Raw genomic sequence first — 22,394 nt, 5'->3', positions numbered from 1 at the left:
CACGGCCACGACCAGCAGCAAAGCACTGCTGTGTTCAGCTGTTTGTTATAGCAATATTTGGTTTATTGGTGGCTATCGCACGCCGAACAACAACGAGTATTTAAATAACGTCGCCACGGACAGTTGCGCCGGTCTGTTCGGTACGGTAGCGGCTTACGGTGTCAGCTGCTTCCGCAGCCGTTTCGCTGTCGACGCCCATCTGTTTGAGCGCACCCGACAGCGTCGGAAACGGGAGTTCGCCGCCCCGAAGTTTCTTGAGCAGTTCGGTGTCCCACTGGCCCTCAACCCAGAGACAGACGCCGCGGGGGTCGAGTATCTGCTCGTAGGTCTCCTGAGCAAGCGCGCCACGGAGTCGCTGAGTGACGTTTTCATCAAAACTCGCGTTACAGACTTCGAGATGGATCGGTTCATCGTCGCCCAGCAAGTGAGCAGCCAAGCATTTCTCGGGGGCGGCGTGATCGTTGCTGTTTGCCCGGACATACTCGGGATACGCTTCGGCCCATTCGGCCGAAATACTCTGACCGACACCTTTGACCCCGTTTTGCTCGTAGTAGGCCTCAGCCGTCTCGCTGTCTCCGCGGAGCCGAATATCCTTTTTAAGATAGATGTCGAGCCGTTCGATGGGATCGAGACCGAGTGCCACGTCGCCGTACACCCAGATCTCGCGGACCGGAACCGGCATCGGGTCGGTGTCGACCGTCTCAATTAGCGTTTCGACGCGGTCGAGAGCCGAATCTCTGTCGAGTCGCTCATTGTCTGTCATTGCCCAGAGGAGGCACGCCGCAGCCAAACGGGTTTCGACCACGATTGGGATCATACACCGAGTCTCGGTGTATCAATCGTGGTCTGCAAAGCGCGGTCCGCGACATCCCGGAGTTAGGTGCCGGTATCCGCGTGTTCGGTGGGTGAGGTTTGTGATCGGTCGACTCGAAGGCAGGACCGACGTTGCCGGTCGTGTCAGTGACTGCAATCCGTGCCATACTGGAAGAAGAGAGCCACAGCTCCGGTCGATACGATCTCATAAACAATATATTGCGATATAGAATGTTTGAGTGCCGCTACAGTGGAGACGAAACCCGTATCCCCGCCGACCGGCAACAGGTCGCTAATGGAGTGCGACAAGTGCGACAAAGAGGCAGTCATGCATGCATCGTATTCGGGAGCCCACCTCTGTGGGACCCATCTCTGTCTCTCGGTCGACAAACGCGTCCGTCGCCGCATCCGCGAGGACGCACTACTCTCGTCGGAGAGTACGCCCGAAGACCCCGAAAAGTGGGTCATCGGTCTCTCGGGCGGGAAAGACAGCGTCGTGTTGACCCATATTTTGGACGAAACGTTCGGCCACGATCCGCGAGTCGAAATGATGGCGCTGACGATCCACGAGGGAATCGAGGGCTACCGCGACGAGAGCGTCGACGCCTGTGTCGAACTCTCCGATGACCTTGATATGCGCCACGAGATGGTGACCTACGAGGAGGAGTTCGACATCCGGATGGACGATGTCGTCGAGGACGATCCCGAAAACATGGCCGCCTGTGCCTACTGTGGCGTGTTTCGCCGCGACCTCCTCGAACAGTACGCCGACGAGTTTGGCGCGGACAAGCTGTTGACCGGCCACAATCTCGACGACGAGGCCCAGACCGCCCTCATGAACATCTTAGAGGGCGATGTGAAACAGATCGCCAAACATTTCGACGCCAGCCTCGGCAGCTTCGAGGATCGAAACGAGCAGGACGACTTCATCCCACGGGCCAAACCCCTCCGCGATATCCCCGAAAAGGAGGTCGCGCTGTACGCCCACGTGAAGGATTTACCCGCCCATATCACCGAGTGTCCCCATTCCAGCGAGGCCTATCGGGGAGAGATCCAAGAGCTGCTGTGGGATCTCGAAGAGAACCATCCCGGTACTCGCCACTCGATTATGTCCGGCTACGAGGAGCTGGCGGAGTTGACCGCCGACCGATACCGCGGCAGCGAGCAGTCGGAACTCAACGAGTGCGAGCAGTGTGGCTCGAAAACCGGCAGCAGCGTCTGCCGGAAATGTCGACTGATCGAATCGATCAACGCCGTCTGAACCACGCGGGCTAAACGTATCTGGTCGCAAACCGGTCGCTGTCGACATCAAACCAAATGCAATTTTTAGTCATACATGGATTTATGACTTCGTCGACGAACAGATCAATAGGGTCACACGGCCCGGATACATCATGGAACTGAATGATTTCGTCTCACAGAACGAGCCCGATGAAACTGGCGAGCGATTCGAGTTAGAAAACAGCAAACTGCTTGATATCGACGTCGACGGTACGATTATCGCCAAAGTCGGCTCGATGATCGCCTACGATGGCGAGCTGTCGTTTACCGGCAAATCCTCCGCCGAAGGCGGCCTCAAGGGGATGATCAAAAGCAAAGTCTCCAGCGAGGGGACGCCGGTAATGGAGGTCGAAGGCCAAGGTCACGTCTATCTCGCCGACCAAGAAAAGAAGATCCAGATCCTCGAACTCGACGCCGGGGAGTCGATCTCGGTCAACGGCAACGACGTGTTGGCCTTCGAGGATCGCGTCGACTACGAGATCGGCACGATTGGGAGTATCGGCGGTGCCTCGGCTGGCGGACTGTTGAACGTCTATCTCACCGGACCGGGAACCGTCGCAATCACCACCCACGGTGACCCGCTGGTGTTGCAGCCACCGATTCGGACAGATCCCGATGCAACCGTCGCCTGGTCGAGCAACCTCTCGCCGACCCTCAAAGCCGACCGCAGTCTGAAGGACTCGATTGGCCAGTCGTCGGACGAAACCTTCCAGATGAGCTTCGAGGGCAACAGTGGGTTCGTCGTCGTCCAACCGTACGAAGAAGGCACCCAATCGTAACTAGCCGCTCGTCGTTCAATTATCTTAAAAACCGAGACCACAACGGAGTGCCGACGTTAGCGGATGACGTCGAGCCCGTTGCTCGTTTCCGTTTCGACTTCGTCGGTGCCGCCGTCGGACTCCCACGACGTCTTCTTTGGCTTTGCCTCGGTCGCGTCGATGTTTGTGCTTGCATCGAACGACTGATGCTGCTGACCCATACTCTGTTTGGATTTGTCAGCCTGTTTCTGCGTTGTTGGACCAAGCACCTGTGCGCTCTGGACACCGGTCATGATCGCCATGACGCGGACTTTGCCCTTGTAGTTGTCCTGAATGCGGGCCCCCCAGATCACGTTCGCGCTCGCTTCGAGTCGCTCGGTGATGTTGTTGGCGATCCCTTCGGCCTCCTTGAGTGTGAGGTCCGGGCCGCCAGTGATGTGGACGAGACCACCGGATGCGCCGCGATAGTCGACATCTAGGAGTGGATGGTTCATCGCCTCGTTGACCACTTCTTGGGTCTTGTTTTTGTCCTGCGTTTCGCCGACGAGCATCACCGCGACGCCGCCCTGATTCATGATCGACGACATATCAGCGTAGTCGAGGTTGATCAGCGACGGTTGGGTGATCGTCTCCGAGATCCCTTTGACGGTTTCGGCGATGATCTGGTCCATCACCGAAAAGGCCTTGCCGATTGGGAGGTTCGGGACGTAGTCGAGAAGCCGGTTGTTGTCGAGGACAATGATCGAGTCCGCGGTGTTGCGGAGTCGTTCGAGACCCTCTTCGGCTTTGACTGTCCGAGCTCGCTCGACGTTGAACGGTGTCGAGACCATCCCGACGACGATTGCGCCCTGCTCTTTGGCGATCTTCGAGATGACGGGTGCGGCACCGGTACCGGTACCGCCACCCATGCCCGCGGTGACGAACACGAGGTCGGCTTCACCGAGGACCTCCTTGATCGTTCCCTGGGCCATCTCGGTGGCACGCTCGCCCATCTCCGGATCGCCACCGGCACCGAGCCCGTTGGTCAGGGATTTCCCGACCAGGATCTTGGTGTCGGCCTCAATCATCTTGAGATGTTGTTTGTCGGTGTTGATCGCAATCGTGTCCGCGCCGTCGACGCCGATGTTATACAATCGATTGATCGTATTGTTTCCGGCACCGCCAGCGCCGACGATGACGATCCGTGGATCGCCGAACTCGTCGTCGTCATCGAGTGCGGCATCCATGTCTCGCTGTTCGGCCTCGGCGTTTTCGAGCGCATCCTGAACGATATCTTGCATTATGCTTTCACCCAGTTGCGCTCGGTGTTTGATCGTCGTGGCTCTGCGTCATCGTGTTCGTTGAGCATATCGCGGACAGCCGACCGGATCGCCTCGCTCCGGTTCGGAAATTGGCCGGTGTCGACCATTTCCTCGACTTCCTCGATTTGCTGCTTCGGAATTCGTAGTGTCACACGCTCCATGCTTACATTCCCCGGTAAGTCAGTCGACAGTACGGCACGCATTGTGCGTGCTACCGTCGGGGGGGACCGTTTTCGTCCGACCGACGTACACTGTAAGACGACTGTCTTACGCAACTGTATCGTTATGCTGAATGTATATAAAAGTACCGGCGAATGTAAGACACACGTTGTAAGACACGGATAGAGAGCCTGAGTCGGCTGTTTTCGTGTGTTATGCGTTGTCTAACACGTCGGCTGCGGGTGTTCGACGGCCACAGCTGGGGCAGAATCCCCAATCGGACTGGATCTCGTCGCCGCACTCACAGAACAGCCTGTGGCTGGTTTTCTCGCCGCAGTTGGGACAGTAGACGTGCTCGTCGTCGACCGTCTCGCCGCACTGTGCGCAGTCGGTGGCGGCTGGCTCCGGCTGGCCGTATTGCTCTCCGCGGTTGGATGTCTTACGGCCAGTCGACTCGTGGTCGACCGACACATCGTCGGCAGTAACACCCTCTAGGGAGACGTTTACAGTGATATCCGGTGCCGTAGCCGGTGGCTGTGTCTGTCGACGAGCTGATTCTCGTTCGGCCACCAGTTGGTCGAGGCGGTCGGTCACCAGATCGTCGATAGTGACGTCCTCGCTGTCCGTCTGAGTGTCGGACGGGGTCGACTCACGGTCCGTCGTCTCGAGGTGGGCGCGAAGTGCCTCTCGCATCACCTCGCTTTTCGAGGCGTCGAGTGCCTCTAGCCGACTGACGAGATCGTCGTCGGCACGGAACGTGATTTTGCTCATCGGGTGTGACTATTATCAGCATACTATTTGAACCTTCTCTTATGGCAGACAGATGTCAGACGGGGAGTGAACAGTAACCCTTAATTGCGGCAACGGGATACGAATCAGTGACCGCCCTTAGCTCAGCCTGGTAGAGCAGTCGACTGTAGATCGACTTGTCCCCCGTTCAATTCGGGGAGGGCGGACTGCGAGATTTGAACGAAGTGAAAATCTCGATAGCGAGCGGCACCGCCGCGAGCTTTTCCTACGACCAACGGGAGTAGTGAAAAATCTCTCCCGGCCCGAATTGAGCAGCGAACGACCGCAGGGAAGTGAGTGAGTTCAATTCGGGGAGCGGATTTGTTTACACCAAGTCGACCCACCGAGTCGACACCCGAGGAGTTGGATCGTCCGCCAAGAGACAGTCGGCTGAATCATGTTGACAAACCCACAGGGAGTTGGCAAGCCATTTAGCCCCGGCACCCCGACAGACACATATGGACTACGAATCGAACCTTGATCGAGCAATCGAGGATCTGCCGGACCTCGGTGGCTCCGACGAGCGGCTGGATATCCCCGAGGCTGAGGCCCAGAAGGACGGTGCGTTTACGCGGCTGACGAACCTCTCGACAGTCGCTGATGCGCTGGACCGTGATCCAGAGCACCTCCACAGTACGATCCAGCAGGAACTCGGCACGGCCGGACAGTACGAGGACGGCCGAGCGCGCTACAACGGCTCGTTTTCGTCGACCGAACTCGATGCGGCCATCGAGTCATACATCGCCGAATACGTCACCTGTTCGGAGTGTGGCCTTCCCGACACCAAACTCGTCACCGAAAACCGGACCCAGATGCTCCGGTGTGAGGCCTGTGGCGCGTTCCGCCCGGTCGCCAAACGCCGCCGTACCGACGACCACACCGAGACGCCAGATATCGAAGAAGGCGAGACCTACGAGGTCGAGATCACCGGCACCGGCCGCAAAGGCGACGGTGTCGCCGAGCGCGGCAAGTACACGATCTTCGTCCCCGGTGCGGAGGAAGGCGATCAAGTCGAGATCTACATCAACAACGTCAGCGGCACACTCGCGTTCGCGCGGCTCGCCTGATTTTCCGGTACCAACCCTGATTTCCGGTCGACAGCGTCCACCGACGACCACCGCGCGGATCGGTGTTTTCAAACCGCTGGTGGCGTATCCTCTCACAGTGAGTTCCACCGTCGCCATCTGTTTCGATCTGTTCGGCACACTCGTCGACGCCGACCAACCCGAGGAGCCGGCCCTCGCAGTCGCCGACGCACTGGAACAGCGCGGTGTTGCGGTCCCCGATGACTGGGCAGACGCCTACACCGAACCTCATATCGATGCGCCCGAGGGCGCGGAGGTCCCGCTTCCGGCCCACGTCAGCGCCGCCCTCGCCAGCCGGGGCGTCAAGCCGACGGATAATGCGGCCCGCAGAGCAGTCGTCGACGCCTTTGACCCGAGCGTTGCAACCCGGCCCGGCGCAGTCGACGCAGTCGAGGCGGCCCACGCATACGGCCCGGTCGGCCTGCTGTCGAACTGCTCGGTTCCTGAGCTGGTGGGCCGGACACTGATCCGCTCAGATCTGTCGCGCGACGCCTTTGATCAGATCGTCTCCAGTGTCGCCTGCGGCTGGCGGAAACCCGACCGGCGGGCGTTCGAAACGATTGGGAGACAGCTCTCGGTTCCCGTCGACCGACTCATCTATGTCGGCGATACACCTGCGACCGACGGCGGAATCGAGGCTGTTGGCGGCACGTTCATTGACGTAAGCGAGACCCCACTGTCACAGCTTCCTGAGCGATTCAGCGAGGTGTCGACGGCATGAGAGGATGTCGATGGCAGTAACTGCCGCCGCAGTCGTGGTTGCGGTGGCCATCGCTGATCGGCTGGCTGGCGAACTACCGGCTCGCATCCACCCGGTTGTCTGGTTCGGTCGACTCGTCGGACCGGTCGACCGACAGTGGTCGTCGCCGCGAGCAGTCGGAACACTGGCGGCAGTTGGACTGCCACTGCTGGCCGCAACAAGCGTCGCAGTTACGGTCTGGATCGCCGGACTCGTTCATCCGGTAGCTGGTGCTGGGGTCGCCGCAACCGTCCTGTTTTCGTCAGTTAGTCTCCGCCTACTGACCGAGACCGCCCGCGATGTGATCTCGCTGTCAGCAACCGATCTCCCGCGTGCGCGAGATGAACTCCGAGCATTGGCGGGCCGCGACGCGAGTGCGCTGTCGCCTGAACTGGTCCGGAGTGCGGCCGCCGAGAGCGCGGCCGAGAACCTTGCTGATGGGCTGGTTGCCCCGATTACGGCCTTCGGACTGGCTGTTGTCGCCATCTCTGCGGGCGGGTTGTCCGTCCCCATCCTGCCGATTGCGACGGCGGCCGCCGCGTGGGTGAAGGCGGTCAACACGATGGATTCGATGGTCGGCTACCACTCGAAGCCAGTTGGGTGGGCAAGCGCAAAGCTCGATGATCTGGTGATGTGGCTTCCCGCCCGGCTCACCGCGCTGTTCATCGCGGCTGCGGTGAAGAGCCCAGATCCGCTGTCGACCGGTCGACGCTGGGCACGGACCCCGACCTCACCGAACGCCGGCTGGCCGATGGCGACGCTGGCGGCTGCACTCCACGTCCGGCTCGAAAAACCCGACACCTACACGCTGAACTCGGTGGCCGAACTGCCAACGGTCGCCGAAGCCAAGCAGGGCGTCGACATCGTCGACCGCGCTGGCTGGCTGGTGTTTCTCGCGTGGGCGGTGATCCTGCTTGTTTGAGAACCCGGTGGCGGCGATCAGAGGGGCAGTTGCCTTTCTCACACGGCTGCCGGTCGGCGGCGGAGAAGCCGAGTGGAACGCGTTCCGTGAGAGTGCGTACACGATTCCGCTGGTCGGCTACCTCGTCGGCGGGGTCGCCGGATTGGCCTTTTTCCTCCCACTTCAACCGACGACGTTAGTCGCGGTCTACCTCGTCGTCCTCTACGGATTGTCAGGAATCACCCACGCCGATGGGCTGGCCGATGTCGGCGATGCGATGGCAGTCCATGGCGACCCGGAACGTCGACGGGAGGTGCTGAAGGATTCGGCGACCGGCGTCGGCGGGATGTTGCTGCTCGGGGTGACGCTGATCGCCCTGACGCTTGGCGCGCTCGGCTTTGCGGGGAGCAGTTCGATGACGGCGTTCCGGCTCGTGGTCGCCGCCGAGGTCGGCGCAAAACTCGGCATGGTGCTTGTCATCTGTTACGGTCGACCGGCCCACGAGGGACTTGGCTCCCAACTCGTCGGTCGACTCGACCGGTCGGCCTACGGGCCAGCAGTACTGGTCGCCGTTCCAGCCATCTTGGTGGCCCCCACTGGGTCGACGGTCGCGCTCCTCGGAGCCGTCGCCGCCGGACCACTGGTCGGGGCGGTGATGCTGACGTGGGGCCACGCGACACTCGGTGGTGTCAATGGTGACGTGATCGGCGCAACGAACGAAATCGCCCGCGCGGTCGGACTTCATCTGGGGGTCACTCTATGGATCTTGTTGTGAGCGCGACTGGAGGATGGTAGTTATGGACGCACTACTCATGTGTGGCGGCCAAGGAACGCGGCTTCGTCCAGCCGTCGGCGACACTGAAAAGCCACTGGTCGAGGTCGACGGCCGACCGATGGTCGACCGCGTCGTGAGCGCACTCCATGAGAGCCGTGTCTCGGAAATCGTGGCCGCCGTGTCTCCTGAGACGCCGTCGACGGCCGCTCGGCTCACTGGCTGTGCGGATGTGCGGGTCATCGAAACGGCGGGCGAGGGGTACGTCACGGATCTCACGGCCGCATTGGAGACGATGGAAACACCCACAGTCACCGTCACAGCTGACCTCCCGCTGTTGACCGGAGAGATCGTCGACCGCGCTGTCGAGACGGCCGACGGGGAGTCACTGGCTGTTTGTGTGCCGCTATCGCTTGTTGAATCGGTGGGAGCCAGTGCCGATACGACCGTCGACCACGATGGTGAGACAGTGGTTCCATCAGGGCTGAACGTCGTCGGCGATAAGAAGAGTCGACAGGTTGTCTGGGAGACCGAGCGGCTGGCACTCAATGTTAATCACCCGGCAGACCTCCAACGTGCCGAGAAACTATTTAAACATTTACAATAGTATCTGCAGGGATTTGATTTTGTCATCAGAAACGGCAGATTTCGATGTTAATAGAAACATAATTTAGGGAGATACCCTTGTTTACCTTCGTATGGACCCCCAGATGCTTGATGCACTCGACCGTGTTCCGCACGGTGGTGCGTCGGACCCGCAGTTACTCGACTTCAGCGCGAACACGAACCCTGTTTCTCCCGCAGGGACCGTGTCGGTCTACGAGTCGGCGTTTTCGGCAGCTCGTCGGTACCCAGTCGACGACTACTGTGAGTTCCGCGCCGCCGCTGCTGAGTACACCGGTGTTAGTGGCACACAAATCATCCCCGCCGCAGGCGGGCTTGCCGGGATACGGCTCCTGTTGTCGGTCGTCCTCGACAGCGGCGACAGCGTCGCCATCCCGTCACCGAGTTTCGGCGAGTATGCCAAGGAAGTACAGCTCCAGGGCGGCGAGCCGACGTTCGTCGACCACGACGCAATCACCGAGGTCGACCCCACCCCACACGAGGTGGTCGTCGTCTGCAATCCGAACAACCCGACCGGCGAGAGCTATTCGCCGACCGCGCTGCATGGGCTGGCTGATCGCTGCCGGAACGCCGGAACGACGCTGTTGGTCGACGAGGCGTTTCTGGATTTCACCGACCAGCCATCGATGGCGGGCGTCGAAGGTGTCGTCGTCGCCCGCTCGCTGACGAAAATCTTCGGGCTACCGGGACTTCGGGCCGGCTTTTTGGTCGCTACCGGACAGCTTCGAGATCGACTCGATGTCGCCCGGATCTCGTGGACACTGAGCACGCCCGCCGCGGCGGTTGGTGCCCACTGTCTGGGCGAGACCGAGTTCGTCGACGAGACCCGCCAGCGCGTCCGCTCGGAGCGCGAACGGATGGTCGACCGGCTCTCGACGGCGTTCGATGTCACCGACTCGACGGCACCGTTCCTGCTGTTGGAGACCGACCGACCGGTCAAAGAGGTCATCGACCAGGCCCGATCAAACGGGGTCGTCATCCGCGATGCGACCACGTTCCGCGGGCTCGACTCCCACGTTCGGGTTGCGATTAAACGACCCCACGAAAACGACACCCTGCTCGACGCACTCGGCGTCTAAGCAGTCTATGCGGTCTATGCGTTGCGATCGGATCGGTCGACAGCATCGGCGTCGACCAACTCGTCGAGGTAGTCGACCATATCGTCGATAGCATCGCGCTGTTCGGCAGCCCCAGCAGTGATCTCACCGATCCCGTCTTCGATCTCTTCGGCCTGCCCGGCGACCTTCTCGGCGGTGGCGGTGATCTCTTCGAGCGAAGCCGCCTGATCGTCGTTGGTGTCGGCGACTTCGGAGATTCCTTGCGCGGCCTCTTGGGAGGCAGCAACGATATCCGACAGTGAGTCGAGTACGCCCGAGATCTCCTCGTTGGCACTTCGGACGCGGCTGTTTGTCGTCTCGGAGACTTCGGCAGTCTCGCGGGTCTGGTGTTGAATCTCGTCGATGAGTTCCGAAATCTCGTCGGCGTTTTCTTTCGTATCCTCTGCAAGACTTTTGACCTCATCGGCGACGACCGCAAAGCCGTCGCCGGATTCGTCGGCACGGGCAGCCTCGATGTTGGCGTTGAGCGCGAGGATATTGGTCTGGTCGGCGATATCTGCGATCACTTCGACGACCTCGCTGATCGCGTCCATCCGGGATTCGAGCTGTTCGACTGTTCCGACGAGTTTTTCGGTTGAGGCGACGACCTCCTCCATTTGGCCTTGGGCACTTTCCCCGGCCTCTGCGCCCTGTTCGGCGGCCTGCTCGGCGCGGTGGGCCGCCTCGTCGACCTGATCGGAGGTGGCTGCGACCTCTTCCATGGTTGCGCTGAGGTTCTGCATCTCGTCGCTGACCTGACGGAGCGAGCGGTTTTGATCGCCCACCTCCTCGTTGATCTGAGTGGCTCCGGTGGCGATCTGTGAGGCGGCCGCCGACAGCTCCTCGACCTCGCTGACGAGCCCCTGGACCATCGTCTGGGTCGAGTCGGCGACGGTGTTGATCGCATCAGTGATTTCCAAGACGTTGTCGTCCAGCAAATCGTGGCTGTCGGTGTATCTAACACGGGCGCCGAGTCGACCGTCTTCGAGATCTTGGGCGGTGTCGGCGACTTCTTCGACGAGGTTTCCCATCGCCTCCCGGCGGCGAATAACCTCTGTGTTGTCCTGAATGAGCTGCATCACGCCCTGTAACTTCCCGGCTTGGGTGATCGGTGTCGCTACCGAGTGGACGTGTAGTGTCTCGCCGTTGGCGTTGTCCATCTCCTGTTCGACCTCGTAGGCCCGCTGATCCCGCCCGGAGCGGTCGGCACCGAACGTCTCGTCGGCGGCATCGGGGTTGTCGACGACCGCGTTGGCGAGTGTTTGGGTTCGGTCGTCACGGAAGAACTTCGCCGTGTCGTCATCGCCCAGCACCTCCTCGCGGGCGATCCCCGTCAGTACCTCCATTTCGCGGTTCCAACCGATGATTCGGTGCTGGGTATCGATAATAAAAGCCGGCTGTGGGAGTGTATCCAACAACGCGTCGGTATCGATATCGATGTCTTCATCCGTGGACTGTCGACCGCCAAGGGTGTCTTGATCAGCCTCATCGTCCCGGAGAGACCCCTCAGCATTACCCTGTGACATGGAATCGAATTACGGATTCGGCATATTATACGTTAGCTTGCCATTATCAGATATTATATTTTCATCAGCGACAGACGATTTTTCATATCGCTACCCGACGGCATGTATACAGCCAGTGTACTGACGATCAGAATTCGGCGTCGAACATCCGGACAGACGATAGGTTAGTCGACGACTAACGCAACCGGGTAGTTGGTGATGTTCTCGTAACCATCCTCAGTCACAATCACGATATCCTCAATTCGAACGCCACCAACCTTAGGATCGTACAGCCCTGGTTCGACAGTGATCACCTGTCCGGCTGTGAGGTCGCCACCGTCGGTGCTCAGTCGCGGGCGCTCGTGGACATCGAGGCCGACACCATGGCCAGTGCTGTGAATAAAGCCAACCTCCGTTTCGGGATCGGATCGAAACGTCGGCAGCCCGGCGTCTTCGTAGACCTCGCAGGCGGCGGCATGCACGTCCGCGCCTGTGTTGTCGGGGTGGACAGCAGCAAGCGCGGCTTCAAGGGCTTGCTCAGTCAGGTCGTACCATTCTCTGAGCGTCTCGCTCGGTTCACCCTTGCAGAAGGTGCGGGTCATATCCGAGTGGTAGCTGGTCGACTTGTTACGGGGGAAGATATCAATGATAATCGGTTCGCCAGCCTGCAGTGGGCCACTCCCGCGGTTGTGTGGATCGGCGGCCTGCTGACCGCAGGCGACGATGGTCTCGTCGAGTCCACAGCCGTGTTCCAAGAGCGTGATCTCGATAGCCTGTTTGACGCGCTCGCTCGTCACCGGCTCGTCTTTATAAATCAGTCGACCGTCGGTGTCGACCGTTGCCTGCCCGATCAGGTCCTCGGCGGCCGCCATCGCGGCCTCGTTGGCCCGCTGTGCGGCGCGGATGTGGTCGAGTTCAGTGGGTGTTTTGACTGCCCGGACATCGATCAGTACGTCATCGGCGTCGACAACCACGCTGACTCCCTGTTCGCGGAGCCCGTCGGCCGTGCCGACGGGGAACCGTTCGGGGACCGCCACGCTGTCGACGCCCGCGTCGGACAGAAACGCCGCCGCGACGCGGTGGCCGGCTTCGACCGGCCCGTAGTCGTCGACTAACGCCCGTCTGTCGTACTCCGCGTGGCGTCTGACCTGATCGGCACGGCTCTCGGTTTTCGCCCGCCCGTACTCCAGTCCCGAGACGAGCAGCGAGAGCGTCGTCGGTGTATAACACGTGAGGAAGGGGTCGGGTGCATCGAAGCCCGACAGATATCGTTGGTTAGCATCGCTGCTAGCGGCATCAATGAGGTAGGCGTCGACTCCGAGCGCCGAGAGATGGGAATCGAGGCGGGACAGATCCGGATCCATACGGCCAGTTGTCGATCACCCCACAAGTAGTTCGCCCTCGACACAGCGGTCGATGGCGGGTGGAGACCGATCTGGGGAATTCAGGCGACCGTGGACCTCAGCATGTCTGACATACGTTAATATGCGTGGCTGCTAAACAGTCAGTAAAGATTATGATCTCAATTTGGTCAGGTCGAACGGACAGTCACGGGCAAGAAGTATTTCAGTCGTCGTCCCCCACTCCCTCCAATCGGAGAACTCAATTATGAAACTCGCAACAATTGGCGTCGGTAACGCTGGCAGCAAGATCATCGACCGAATGCTCGAATTCGAAAACGAGACCGGTCGTGATCTGTGTCGACACGTGATGGTCATCAACACCGCCCGGACAGATCTCGCAAAACCGAAGTACGTCCCGGAGGACCGCCGCGTCCTGATCGGTGACACTCACCAGAAGGCCAAGGGCCACGGCGTCGGCGGCGACGGTGAGGTCGGCGCGGAGGTCGCCAAAAACGACATCGACGAGATCCGGCGGGTGTTCGACGACGTCGAGATCCACGAGGTCGACGCGATTCTCGTCGCCGCGGGACTCGGCGGCGGCACCGGCAGCGGAGCCGGCCCCGTCGTGATCGACGAACTCCAGAAAATGTACGACGAGCCGGTGTACGGACTCGGTGTCTTGCCGGGCGAGTACGAGGGTGGTCGACCGGCGCTCAACGCTGCGCGGTCGCTCCAGTCGTTTGTCACGAAGGTCGACAACTTCATCGCCTTCGACAACGACGCCTGGCGCTCCCGCGGCCAGACCGTCGAAGAGGGGTACGAACAGATGAACCGGGAGCTTGCCACGCGAATCGTCACCCTGCTGGCGGCGGGTGAGGTCGACGATTCGGATGTCGGTGAGAACGCGATGGATTCGAGCGACATCATGCGAACGCTCGACACTGGCGGCGTCTCCTCGATTGGCTACGCATCGAGCGATCTCGACAAACCGGACGGGCTGCTCTCGAAGTACAAAACCAAGGACAAAGACGAAGAGATCAACTCGATGGATGCGGCCAAAATCAAGGGGCTCGTCCGTCGAGCGGTCAACTCACGGCTGACGCTTCCCTGCGAGGTCTCAAGTGCCGACCGGGCGTTGATTATTTTCGCTGGACCGTCGTCGATGATCTCCCGCAAGGGGATCGAATCCGCCCGCGAGTGGCTCGAACAGGAGGCCGATACGGTCGAAGTGCTGGCGGGTGACGATCCCCGCGAGGATTCGGATACGCTTGCGGCAGTCGTCCTGCTGTCGAACGTCACCGAGACGCCTCGGATCAAGGAGATCCAGAATCAGGCCGTCGACGCTCAGAACAAGATCGCCGAACTCGATGCGGTCCGTGAGGAGGAGATCACGTCGCTAATCACCGACGATGACAATGAGCTGGACCCGATTGTCTAGTTGTGGGGAGCGATAGATGAAAGTCGCCCTGCTCGGCGTCGGCAACGCAGGCACCCGGATCGTCGACCAACTGGTTGGGACCGAACAGCGAACGGGCCGTCCGGTGACCGAAGGCCAGGTGCTCGCGTTCAACACCACGCCCTCCGTGTTCGCCGAGACCGAGCATATCGACGACGAGCGACAGGTCGTCGTGGGCGATATCCATCCGGATGTCGTCCAGCCCGATGAGATCACTGAAAGCGAGGGTGAGTTTGACGGCGGAGACGATGAGACCGCCCAGCGGGAGGGAGTCGCTGGCAACCCGGAGCTTGGCGTCTCGGTTGCGCGGGACGACCTGCCGGAGATCCGGCGGGCCCTCGATATGATCGAAGACACCGAAGTCGACGCGGCGATGATTGTCGCCGGACTCGGCGGGGGCACCGGCTGTGGTGTCGGGAGCGTACTCCTCGAAGAGCTGAAAGCGATTTACGATATTCCGGTGTACGTCCTCGGCGTGCTGCCGACCAGCGAGGAGTCCGACCAACGGGCCTGGACCGCCGCGCGGGCGATCCGAACGGTCGTTCCGTTGGCCGACTCCGTGATCCCCGTCGACAACGAGTCGTGGGTGACCAAACACGGCGCGAGCGAGGGATACGAGGAGCTCAACCGGGCGATTGCGACCCGAATTATCTCGGTGTTCGGGACTGGAGAGCGCGACGACCAACGTCTCTCGGAACTACAGATGGATCCGAACGATGTCAGACGAGTACTCGAAATCGGTGGGCTGGCCACTGTCGGCTACGCCGAAACCGAACTCGAAGTGGTCACCGAAAGCTGGCTCACGCGGCTCCGTCGACTGCTGGGACGTGAGGTGCCGGAGCCGGAGCCACAAACTGACGCCGTCTCGATCAAAAACCTCGTCCAGCGGGCCGTCGAGTCGGAGTTGACGTTGCCGTGTGATATCGAGACGGCGGATCGCGTTCTGCTCATCCTGTCAGGCCCGCCGGAGGAACTCTCACGGAAAGGGTTCGAGACTGGGCGCTATCTGCTCGAAGACAAGACTGGGACTGTCGAGGTGCTAGCAGGCGACGAGCCGCTGCCGGCTGCAACGCGGATTACGGCGACGGTCCTCCTGTCGAACGTGACGGGAGTGCCGCGGATCGAGGCGCTACAGAAGCGGGCGGTCGCCTTCCAGCAGGAGCGAAACAGCCAGCCAGTCGACGACAACGACCACGGGTTCCAGTTCCAGCAGGAGTCGGTCGACGAGGCTGATACTACAGACGAAATCGATGCCGAGGCTGCAGACGAGATCGACGCAGTCGACAACTCGGTCGACGAGGATGAGACTACGGCTCACGACGAGACCGACTCCGAGACTGAAGAGCCGACGCAGGAACAGTAACAGATCCAAACCGTCTTCAGTCGACCTCAGTTCCGTTCCGGCTTCGGTATTCTGATACCCCTCGACGGGTACGTCGGTGTATGGACGTTCACATCTCGGCATCGAGAGTTGCGGGCACCGCCCGCGCACCGCCATCGAAAAGCTACACCCACCGTGCGATTTTGGCCGCCGGCTACAGCGACGGCGCGACCGTCTACGACCCACTCGACAGCGCCGACCCCCGAGCGACGATGCGCGCGGTCGAAGGGTTCGGCGGGAGCGTCGACCACAGCGAAGCAAGCCTCGAAATCACGGGGTTCGACGGAACGCCCGAGGTTCCTGACAACGTGATCGACTGTGCCAACAGCGGGACGACGATGCGACTCGTCACTGCCGCGGCCGCGCTTGCCGACGGGATCACGGTACTGACCGGCGACGACTCGCTTCGCTCGCGACCACAGGGGCCGCTGCTGGAGGCTCTCGACGCCCTCGGCGTCGAAGCCAAGAGCAGTCGACACAACGGCCAAGCGCCACTCGTCATCGAAGGACCGCTTTCCGGCGGGCAGGTCGACATCCCCGGTGACGTCTCCTCCCAATACATCTCGGCACTCCTCATGGCCGGCGCAGTTTCCGACGAGGGAATCGAACTCAATCTGACGACCGACCTCAAATCAGCCCCCTACGTCGACATCACCCTCGAAGTCTTGGAGGATTTCGGCGTCACCGCCGAACCGGTCGGCGCGACCGGCGAGGGTGGCGTTCGCTCCGCAGGCGCGGAGGGCTTTGTCGTTGCGGGTGGCCAGCAGTACAGCCCCGAAGGTGGCGAGTACCACGTTCCAGGGGACTTCTCGTCGATGTCCTACCTGCTGGCGGCGGGGGCTATCGCCGCCGCCGACGGCGAATCGGTCGTCGTCGAGGGAGCCTATCCAAGTGCGCAAGGCGACAGCGCGATTGTCGACATCCTCGATGCGATGGACGCCGACATCGACTGGGACCGAGAGGTAGGCGAGATCACCGTCGCCCAATCCGATCTCACCGGGACGACGGTCGACGTCGGCGACACACCAGACCTACTGCCGACGATTGCGGTGCTCGGCGCGGTCGCCGAGGGCGATACCGTCATCGAGAACTGCGAACACGTCCGCTACAAGGAGACCGACCGGGTGAGCGCGATGGCAACCGAGTTGACAAAAATGGGCGTCGAAGTGACCGAAGAACACGATGTGTTGACAATCCACGGCAGTGAGTCGACGCTCTCGGGTGCAACTGTCGAGGGCTACCACGACCACCGAATCATCATGTCGCTGGCGGTCGCGGGGCTGGTCGCTGATGGAACCACGACAGTAACCGGGGGCGACCACGTCGACGTCTCGTTCCCGACGTTTTTCGACCTGCTGGCCGATCTGGGTGGGAGCGTCGACCGAACGGAGTGACCCAGCCGAGCGTTACTGTAGCCGGCCGGTGAGATCGAGTCCGTCGGAACTGTTTTCGGTCGACTCGTTGTCGCTGTCGGCTGTTTCGTTGTCGCCCGAATCACCATCGGTCGACTCGGATTCAGTCGACTCGGCGGCAGCCTCAGGAGTGATCGATTCGGTGAGTTCACGCGTGGCGGCGGCTTCGATAGTTCGGAACTGGCGCGGATAGACACCGACGGCGACTAAAAAGTCGTCTCCCCGTTCGACGGCTTTCGTGACGTACATATCGAGATCCAGTGGCAGGCCAGCGAAGGTAGCCTCGGCAACGAACCGCGACTGTATAACCGACTGCTCCAGAATCGTGATCTCTTGATCGCTGTCGTGTTCGATCCCGTCGATACTGTCGTAGTTCTCTCCGATGAGGTCGACCACCTCACGGCTCGACATCTCACCGATTGGGTTCAGCGTTTCCCCGGCAAGTTCGATTTTCGGCGTCGAAAGCACCGCGAACGTTGCGGTCGCCGTTTCGGCGAGCCCCTCGATACCAACCTGTTTCTCGTACTGGCTCAGATAGCTCGTGACCGCGAACGTCTCCGACTGCCCGGCGGCTTCGACCGTTCTCTCGGTGACTAGCTCCTCGATGCCAACCGCTTCGTATCCGGTCGACTCCAGTGCCGACTGGCTCACGCCCGCCGGTGTCGACTCCAAACTGGTGACGCTGCCCAGAACGCCACTGAGACAGCCCGATAGCCCGACAAGCCCGGCAACTGCAGTGCCCGAAAGCATATCTCTACGATTCATTTCATGATACCAAAATGCTGTACTGATATATGCTTGGTGTCTCTGGGAGCCAAGACCAACGGTGTACTATCGGTAGTATATTTGACCATCAACTACCAGAGCGCTGGTCAGTGCAAAAAACGGAACGAGGGAGCAGCCTCAGTCGACCTGTTTCTCGCCAGTCGAAGCCCCACTGTCGGTGTCGACAGCCGACGTATCCTCCCGTTTGTCGGCGAGTCGCTGTTCAAACCACTGCCATTCGGTAGAGAACTGGTTGGTCTCCTTGAGATTCCAGACATCGGCGTCAGTGACTTTCGGCCCCACACGGAGCGACTGGAACATGTTTATCGCCCAGATGCCGATGCCGATGATTAGCAACACCGCACCGAACGTCGACAGCTGCTGGAGCACCTCGAACTCGGCGGGATAGGCGGCCCGGCGGCGCGGCAGTCCCAGATAGCCGAGCGCCAACATCGGCGTAAACGTCGTAAACACGCCGACGATGGTGAGATAGGCGTGGACCTTCGCCGCCCGCCGGTCATACATCCGTCCCGTAAACAGCGGGAACCAGAAGTAACCCGCCGCAAACGCCATGAAGGTGATGACGCCGACGACGATGAAATGGAAGTGGCCGACGACGTAGTAGGTGTCGTGGAGCACGAGGTCGACCGGGATCGAGGCAAGGAAAATTCCGGTCACGCCGCCGATGATGAACGTGCCGACACCGCCGATACAAAGGATCATCGGCGCGGTGAGCCGGATCGAGCCACCCCACAGCGTGGTGATCCAGTTGAACGTTTTGACCGCCGAGGGGACCGCAATCGCAATCGAGATCGCCATAAACGACGCCCGGAGTCGGGGATCGATCCCGGTAGCAAACATGTGGTGGGCCCAGACGCCGAACGACAGCACCCCGATTGCCAACGTGGAGTAGACGATGAATTTGAAGCCAAACAGGCGTCGACCGGCGAACTTGGGTAAGATGTAACTCACCAGCCCGAACGCCGGCAGGACGAGGATATAGACTTCGGGGTGGCCGAAGAACCAAAACAGGTGTTGCCAGAGGATCGCGCCACCATCGGCAGTAAAGAACGCCGTCCCGAAGTTGCGGTCGGCCAGCAACATCAGGAGGGCACTACCGAGCAGCGGGAACGCGAAAATGACGATCCCGCTGGTGGTGAGCAGCGTCCACGAGAAGATATCGAGGTTCGACCACGTCACGTTCCGGCCACGCATGGTGAAGATGGTGACGACGATGTTGATCGCGCCCATCACGGTAGCCAGCCCGCTGAGGTGCAAGCCCAGCAGCAACAGATCCATCTGGGGGTTGTCGAGTTGGATCGACAGCGGGACGTACATCGTCCAGCCGCTAGCCGGCGGCTCAAGGGCCAGTAACACGGGGAAATCGATGCCGAACCCCAACAGCATCTTCCCCAACACCTCGGTAATCAACCCCGCACGGGCTAACAGAAACGCTGCCGGAAGGAGCCAGAAGGCGATGGCATTGATTCGGGGGAACGCCATATCTTCGGCCTCCAGCAGAATCGGGATGAAGTAGTTGGCGAGACCGAAAAATACCGGCGTAACGAAGAAAAACAGCATCGTCAGCCCGTGCATCGTAAACACCGCGTTGTAGGTGCTTGCATCCCAGATGCTCAACGCGGGGGTAAACAGCTCGGCCCGAATCATCATCCCGTCGGTCGCCCCCCAGAGCCCGGCGGCGGTGCCGAAGATAATGTAGAGAATCCCGATATCTTTGTGGTCGACGGTCGTCAGCCAGCGAAACAACCCGTCCGGTTTGTGTGCAAACCCGGTCTGTTTGCCCGGCAGAAACGCCGAAAATCCACCGTCTGAAACGAGTTGCTTGGCGTCCGATGAGCCACTGGCACGCCAAGCCAGTAACACCATGCCACCGACGAAACTAACGGTCACAACGGCGAGAAACGCGAGATTGAACATCACGGACGATCACGCCCCCGGAGCGGCAAACACATATCACACCGCTACAGTCTCGGGGGTGTTAGAAGTGTTTGATAGTTGTCAGGAATGTCAGTCGACGGGATAGATTCGATGTGCGACTGATTAGGGATTGCCGTCGACGTCGGGCTCTTGGGCTCGATTGGGTGTCGACCCCACGGAGTCACCAAAGCGGTTATAGAACGCCCCCAGCAGGAAGCCGTAGGCGAGGTGCGCCAGCAGCGTGAAGCCGGCGAACACCGCCAGCAGTGGACCGCTGATGTCGCCGCGACCGAGGACAAAAAACGCGATCCAGAGTACCGATCCCAGAATCATTCCGTTGGATGGCGGGTCGTCGAACGGCATCGAGGGCTCGATGGCGACGAACAACAGCGGCCAGATGACGGTGCCGACGAACGCGAAAATGACGAAACCGATGAAGGTGTTGCCGGGCATCCCGACGTAGCGGGCGACCGCGTCGAAGGCTTGGACCTGTTCTCTGGTCTCGACCTCCAACATGAGAAACACCAGCGACATCACCGATATTCCCGTCGCACCACCAAGTATCCCACCTGCGATCCGGTTCACGTCGACTCACCGATAGCCATTGTCCCTATCAGAGTGGCAGTCGACATAAAACTCGGTTTGCGTCGGATTGCTGTACTGTCCACGACGGGTGCTCACATTCCATGTCGACTGCTGGCGACGGCTGGCGAATCAGTCAGTACAAATTAACCGACCAAGCAACAATATGCAGCTATGACTACTGGTGATCGAAGTCGAGCAGGTCGGTTCGGAGGGCCAAATCAATGACGCGCCAGTATGCGCCGGTGTCGCCTCCGGTCGCACTGACAATCGCCGGCAGCGATTCGGGCGGCGGCGCGGGAATCCAGGCCGACCTGAAGACGATGGAGGCTCACGACGCCTTCGGGACCTCAGTCATCACGGCGACGACAGCCCAGAACACGACGGGCGTCCACGACGTGAACGTGCTGCCGACCGATCATATCGAAGCCCAGTACGACGCGGTCGTGGAGGATTTCCGCGTGCAAGCGATCAAGACTGGGATGTTGGCGACCGCACCAGTGATCGAAACGGTCGTCGACTGTCTCAACCGCTACGAGAGACCACTCGTCGTCGACCCCGTGATGGTCGCCGCGACGGGCGACCGACTGCTCAGCGAGGATGCGGAGGCAGCCTACGCCGATCTCATCAAGCAGTCGACGCTGGTCACGCCGAACGTCGACGAGGCCGAGATTCTCACTGAGACCGAGATTGATGACGCGAAAGCTGCCGAGCAGGCTGGCCGCGAACTGGTCGACCAAGGGGCCGACGCCGCGCTCGTCAAAGGTGGCCATTTGGATGGCGACGACGTGGTCGACACCCTCGTCGTCGCGGAGGCCGATGGGGAGCCACGAACCGAACAGTTCAGTCATCCCCGGATCGAGACCGCCGCGACCCACGGCTCGGGCTGCACGCTGTCGAGTGCGATTGCAGCCCGCCTCGCCCGCGGTGAGTCGCTCTCGACGGCGGTCGCCGGTGGCGTGGCGTTCATGGAGCGCGCAGTACGCTACGGGATCGATGTCGGCTCCGGGCCGGGATCGGTCCACCATCTCGTCGACCTCCGGGAGCGCGCCGACCGCGTGGCGGTCAGCGACGCAGTCGAGGCGGTTGTCGCCCGGCTGGTCGACCGCAAGGTCGAAACACTCGTTCCCGACATCGGCATGGGCGTTGTCGGCGCGACGCGGTACGCCGAAACCCCAGCAGAGGTCGTCGGTGTCGACGGCCGAATCTGCCGAACACGAAGCGGAATTCGGCCGACTGCGGGGGTTCGCTCGGGTGGCTCGATTGGGCTTGCCAACCAGCTGCTGGCGGCCCGCGAGACGTTCCCCGAACTCCGGTTTGCGGTCAACTGCCGGTTCGACGCCGGTGTCGAAACCGCGCTGTCGGCAGTCGACGGCCCGGTCGTCGAAAGCGAGACTGCCGACGTGGAAAGCGACGCCGTCGAGCGCGTCGACCACACGGCTCCGGTCGTCAGTATCGACAGCGAGAGCCTGCCGGACAACAAACCGCCAGCGGCGGTGATCGACCGGGGTAGCGAGGGTCGACAGCCCGGCGTGGTGCTGTTTGGGACCGATTCCGAGACGTTGATCGAGCGAACGCTGACGCTGTACGAGGCACTGATTACGGAGTGAACAGGGTACTACAAGACTGCGAGCGCCGAACTTTTTCCGCCTCGGGTTCGCCAGAGGCGAACCGCTCGGCGCAAAAACTTCGA

21 protein-coding genes and 1 tRNA gene are annotated in these 22,394 nt (G+C 60.9%); 13 read left to right on the top strand and 9 right to left on the bottom strand.

The features are described 5' to 3' along the window. Positions 1–100: 100 nt before the first annotated feature. Complete coding sequence (locus HALTADL_RS11455; RefSeq protein ID WP_089672485.1) at positions 101–763, bottom strand: DUF7095 family protein; 663 nt, start codon at positions 761–763, stop codon at positions 101–103. 345 nt (positions 764–1,108) lie between these two features. On the opposite strand from HALTADL_RS11455, the gene ncsA reads away from it, so the two are divergent. Continuing rightward, entirely contained in the window at positions 1,109–2,074 is a 966-nt protein-coding gene (gene ncsA / locus HALTADL_RS11450; RefSeq protein WP_089672376.1) for a tRNA 2-thiolation protein NcsA, read from the top strand. 133 nt (positions 2,075–2,207) lie between these two features. After that, positions 2,208–2,873, top strand: a complete 666-nt coding sequence (locus tag HALTADL_RS11445) for an AIM24 family protein (RefSeq protein WP_089672377.1) — start codon at positions 2,208–2,210, stop codon at positions 2,871–2,873. 56 nt (positions 2,874–2,929) lie between these two features. On the opposite strand, the gene ftsZ is transcribed toward HALTADL_RS11445, so the two are convergent. The 3 genes from ftsZ to HALTADL_RS11430 all read right to left on the bottom strand — a co-directional run bounded on the left by ftsZ (position 2,930) and on the right by HALTADL_RS11430 (position 5,083). Then, the gene (gene ftsZ, locus HALTADL_RS11440) at positions 2,930–4,132 is read right to left on the bottom strand and encodes a cell division protein FtsZ (protein ID WP_089672378.1); all 1,203 of its coding nucleotides are present in this window, start codon (positions 4,130–4,132) and stop codon (positions 2,930–2,932) included. Continuing rightward, positions 4,132–4,314, bottom strand: coding sequence for a ribbon-helix-helix domain-containing protein (locus HALTADL_RS11435; protein ID WP_089672380.1), 183 nt, complete (start codon positions 4,312–4,314; stop codon positions 4,132–4,134). The genes ftsZ and HALTADL_RS11435 overlap by 1 nt, the downstream gene beginning before the upstream one ends. A gap of 211 nt (positions 4,315–4,525) precedes the next feature. Continuing rightward, positions 4,526–5,083 carry a double zinc ribbon domain-containing protein gene (locus HALTADL_RS11430; RefSeq protein WP_089672382.1) on the bottom strand — a complete coding sequence of 186 codons (558 nt, stop codon included), beginning with the start codon at positions 5,081–5,083 and terminating at the stop codon, positions 4,526–4,528. Positions 5,084–5,194: 111 nt separating this feature from the next. On the opposite strand from HALTADL_RS11430, the gene HALTADL_RS11425 reads away from it, so the two are divergent. From HALTADL_RS11425 to HALTADL_RS11395, 7 genes are all read left to right on the top strand, one after another. Beyond that, positions 5,195–5,268: transfer RNA gene (locus tag HALTADL_RS11425), tRNA-Tyr, on the top strand. 291 nt (positions 5,269–5,559) lie between these two features. Continuing rightward, positions 5,560–6,168, top strand: coding sequence for a translation initiation factor IF-2 subunit beta (locus HALTADL_RS11420; RefSeq protein WP_089672384.1), 609 nt, complete (start codon positions 5,560–5,562; stop codon positions 6,166–6,168). Positions 6,169–6,265: 97 nt separating this feature from the next. Next, the gene (locus HALTADL_RS11415; RefSeq protein WP_089672386.1) at positions 6,266–6,907 is read left to right on the top strand and encodes an HAD family hydrolase; all 642 of its coding nucleotides are present in this window, start codon (positions 6,266–6,268) and stop codon (positions 6,905–6,907) included. Positions 6,908–6,917: 10 nt separating this feature from the next. Continuing rightward, positions 6,918–7,847 (top strand): adenosylcobinamide-phosphate synthase CbiB, encoded by a 930-nt coding sequence (gene cbiB, locus HALTADL_RS11410; RefSeq protein ID WP_089672486.1) that lies wholly within the window; start codon positions 6,918–6,920, stop codon positions 7,845–7,847. Next, on the top strand, positions 7,840–8,601 hold the full coding sequence (gene cobS, locus HALTADL_RS11405) for an adenosylcobinamide-GDP ribazoletransferase (RefSeq protein ID WP_245708405.1): 762 nt from the start codon (positions 7,840–7,842) through the stop codon (positions 8,599–8,601). The genes cbiB and cobS overlap by 8 nt, the downstream gene beginning before the upstream one ends. A 22-nt stretch (positions 8,602–8,623) precedes the next feature. Continuing rightward, positions 8,624–9,205, top strand: a complete 582-nt coding sequence (locus HALTADL_RS11400) for an NTP transferase domain-containing protein (RefSeq protein WP_245708406.1) — start codon at positions 8,624–8,626, stop codon at positions 9,203–9,205. A 91-nt stretch (positions 9,206–9,296) separates the two neighbouring features. After that, positions 9,297–10,301, top strand: coding sequence for a threonine-phosphate decarboxylase (locus tag HALTADL_RS11395; protein WP_089672390.1), 1,005 nt, complete (start codon positions 9,297–9,299; stop codon positions 10,299–10,301). A 14-nt stretch (positions 10,302–10,315) separates the two neighbouring features. Here HALTADL_RS11395 and HALTADL_RS11390 read toward each other — a convergent pair whose 3' ends face one another. Continuing rightward, positions 10,316–11,845, bottom strand: a complete 1,530-nt coding sequence (locus tag HALTADL_RS11390) for a methyl-accepting chemotaxis protein (RefSeq protein ID WP_089672391.1) — start codon at positions 11,843–11,845, stop codon at positions 10,316–10,318. A 164-nt stretch (positions 11,846–12,009) separates the two neighbouring features. Next, the gene (locus HALTADL_RS11385; protein ID WP_089672393.1) at positions 12,010–13,188 is read right to left on the bottom strand and encodes a M24 family metallopeptidase; all 1,179 of its coding nucleotides are present in this window, start codon (positions 13,186–13,188) and stop codon (positions 12,010–12,012) included. Positions 13,189–13,432: 244 nt separating this feature from the next. Here HALTADL_RS11385 and HALTADL_RS11380 point away from each other — a divergent pair, with 244 nt between their 5' ends. The 3 genes from HALTADL_RS11380 to aroA all read left to right on the top strand — a co-directional run bounded on the left by HALTADL_RS11380 (position 13,433) and on the right by aroA (position 17,398). Further along, positions 13,433–14,605 carry a tubulin/FtsZ family protein gene (locus HALTADL_RS11380; protein ID WP_089672395.1) on the top strand — a complete coding sequence of 391 codons (1,173 nt, stop codon included), beginning with the start codon at positions 13,433–13,435 and terminating at the stop codon, positions 14,603–14,605. A 16-nt stretch (positions 14,606–14,621) separates the two neighbouring features. Next, positions 14,622–15,986 (top strand): tubulin/FtsZ family protein, encoded by a 1,365-nt coding sequence (locus HALTADL_RS11375; RefSeq protein WP_089672397.1) that lies wholly within the window; start codon positions 14,622–14,624, stop codon positions 15,984–15,986. Between the two features lie 80 nt (positions 15,987–16,066). Beyond that, positions 16,067–17,398 (top strand): 3-phosphoshikimate 1-carboxyvinyltransferase, encoded by a 1,332-nt coding sequence (aroA, locus tag HALTADL_RS11370; RefSeq protein WP_089672399.1) that lies wholly within the window; start codon positions 16,067–16,069, stop codon positions 17,396–17,398. A 12-nt stretch (positions 17,399–17,410) separates the two neighbouring features. On the opposite strand, the gene HALTADL_RS11365 is transcribed toward aroA, so the two are convergent. The 3 genes from HALTADL_RS11365 to HALTADL_RS11355 all read right to left on the bottom strand — a co-directional run bounded on the left by HALTADL_RS11365 (position 17,411) and on the right by HALTADL_RS11355 (position 20,704). Next, positions 17,411–18,181: a DUF6517 family protein gene (locus tag HALTADL_RS11365; RefSeq protein ID WP_143054137.1), complete on the bottom strand. Its 771-nt coding sequence runs from the start codon at positions 18,179–18,181 to the stop codon at positions 17,411–17,413. Positions 18,182–18,319: 138 nt separating this feature from the next. After that, on the bottom strand, positions 18,320–20,119 hold the full coding sequence (locus HALTADL_RS11360) for a cbb3-type cytochrome c oxidase subunit I (RefSeq protein WP_089672403.1): 1,800 nt from the start codon (positions 20,117–20,119) through the stop codon (positions 18,320–18,322). Positions 20,120–20,242: 123 nt separating this feature from the next. After that, a complete protein-coding gene (locus HALTADL_RS11355; protein WP_177171922.1) occupies positions 20,243–20,704 on the bottom strand; it encodes a DUF6789 family protein in 462 nt (153 codons plus the stop codon). A 221-nt stretch (positions 20,705–20,925) separates the two neighbouring features. Between HALTADL_RS11355 and thiD the strand changes: the two genes are divergently transcribed. Further along, complete coding sequence (thiD, locus tag HALTADL_RS11350; protein WP_089672406.1) at positions 20,926–22,311, top strand: bifunctional hydroxymethylpyrimidine kinase/phosphomethylpyrimidine kinase; 1,386 nt, start codon at positions 20,926–20,928, stop codon at positions 22,309–22,311. Positions 22,312–22,394: the final 83 nt, after the last annotated feature.

Source organism: Halohasta litchfieldiae, from assembly GCF_002788215.1.
GTDB lineage: Archaea > Halobacteriota > Halobacteria > Halobacteriales > Haloferacaceae > Halohasta > Halohasta litchfieldiae.
The sequence above is the reverse complement of the archived record's forward strand: the minus strand, read 5'-3'. Positions and strand labels throughout refer to the sequence as shown.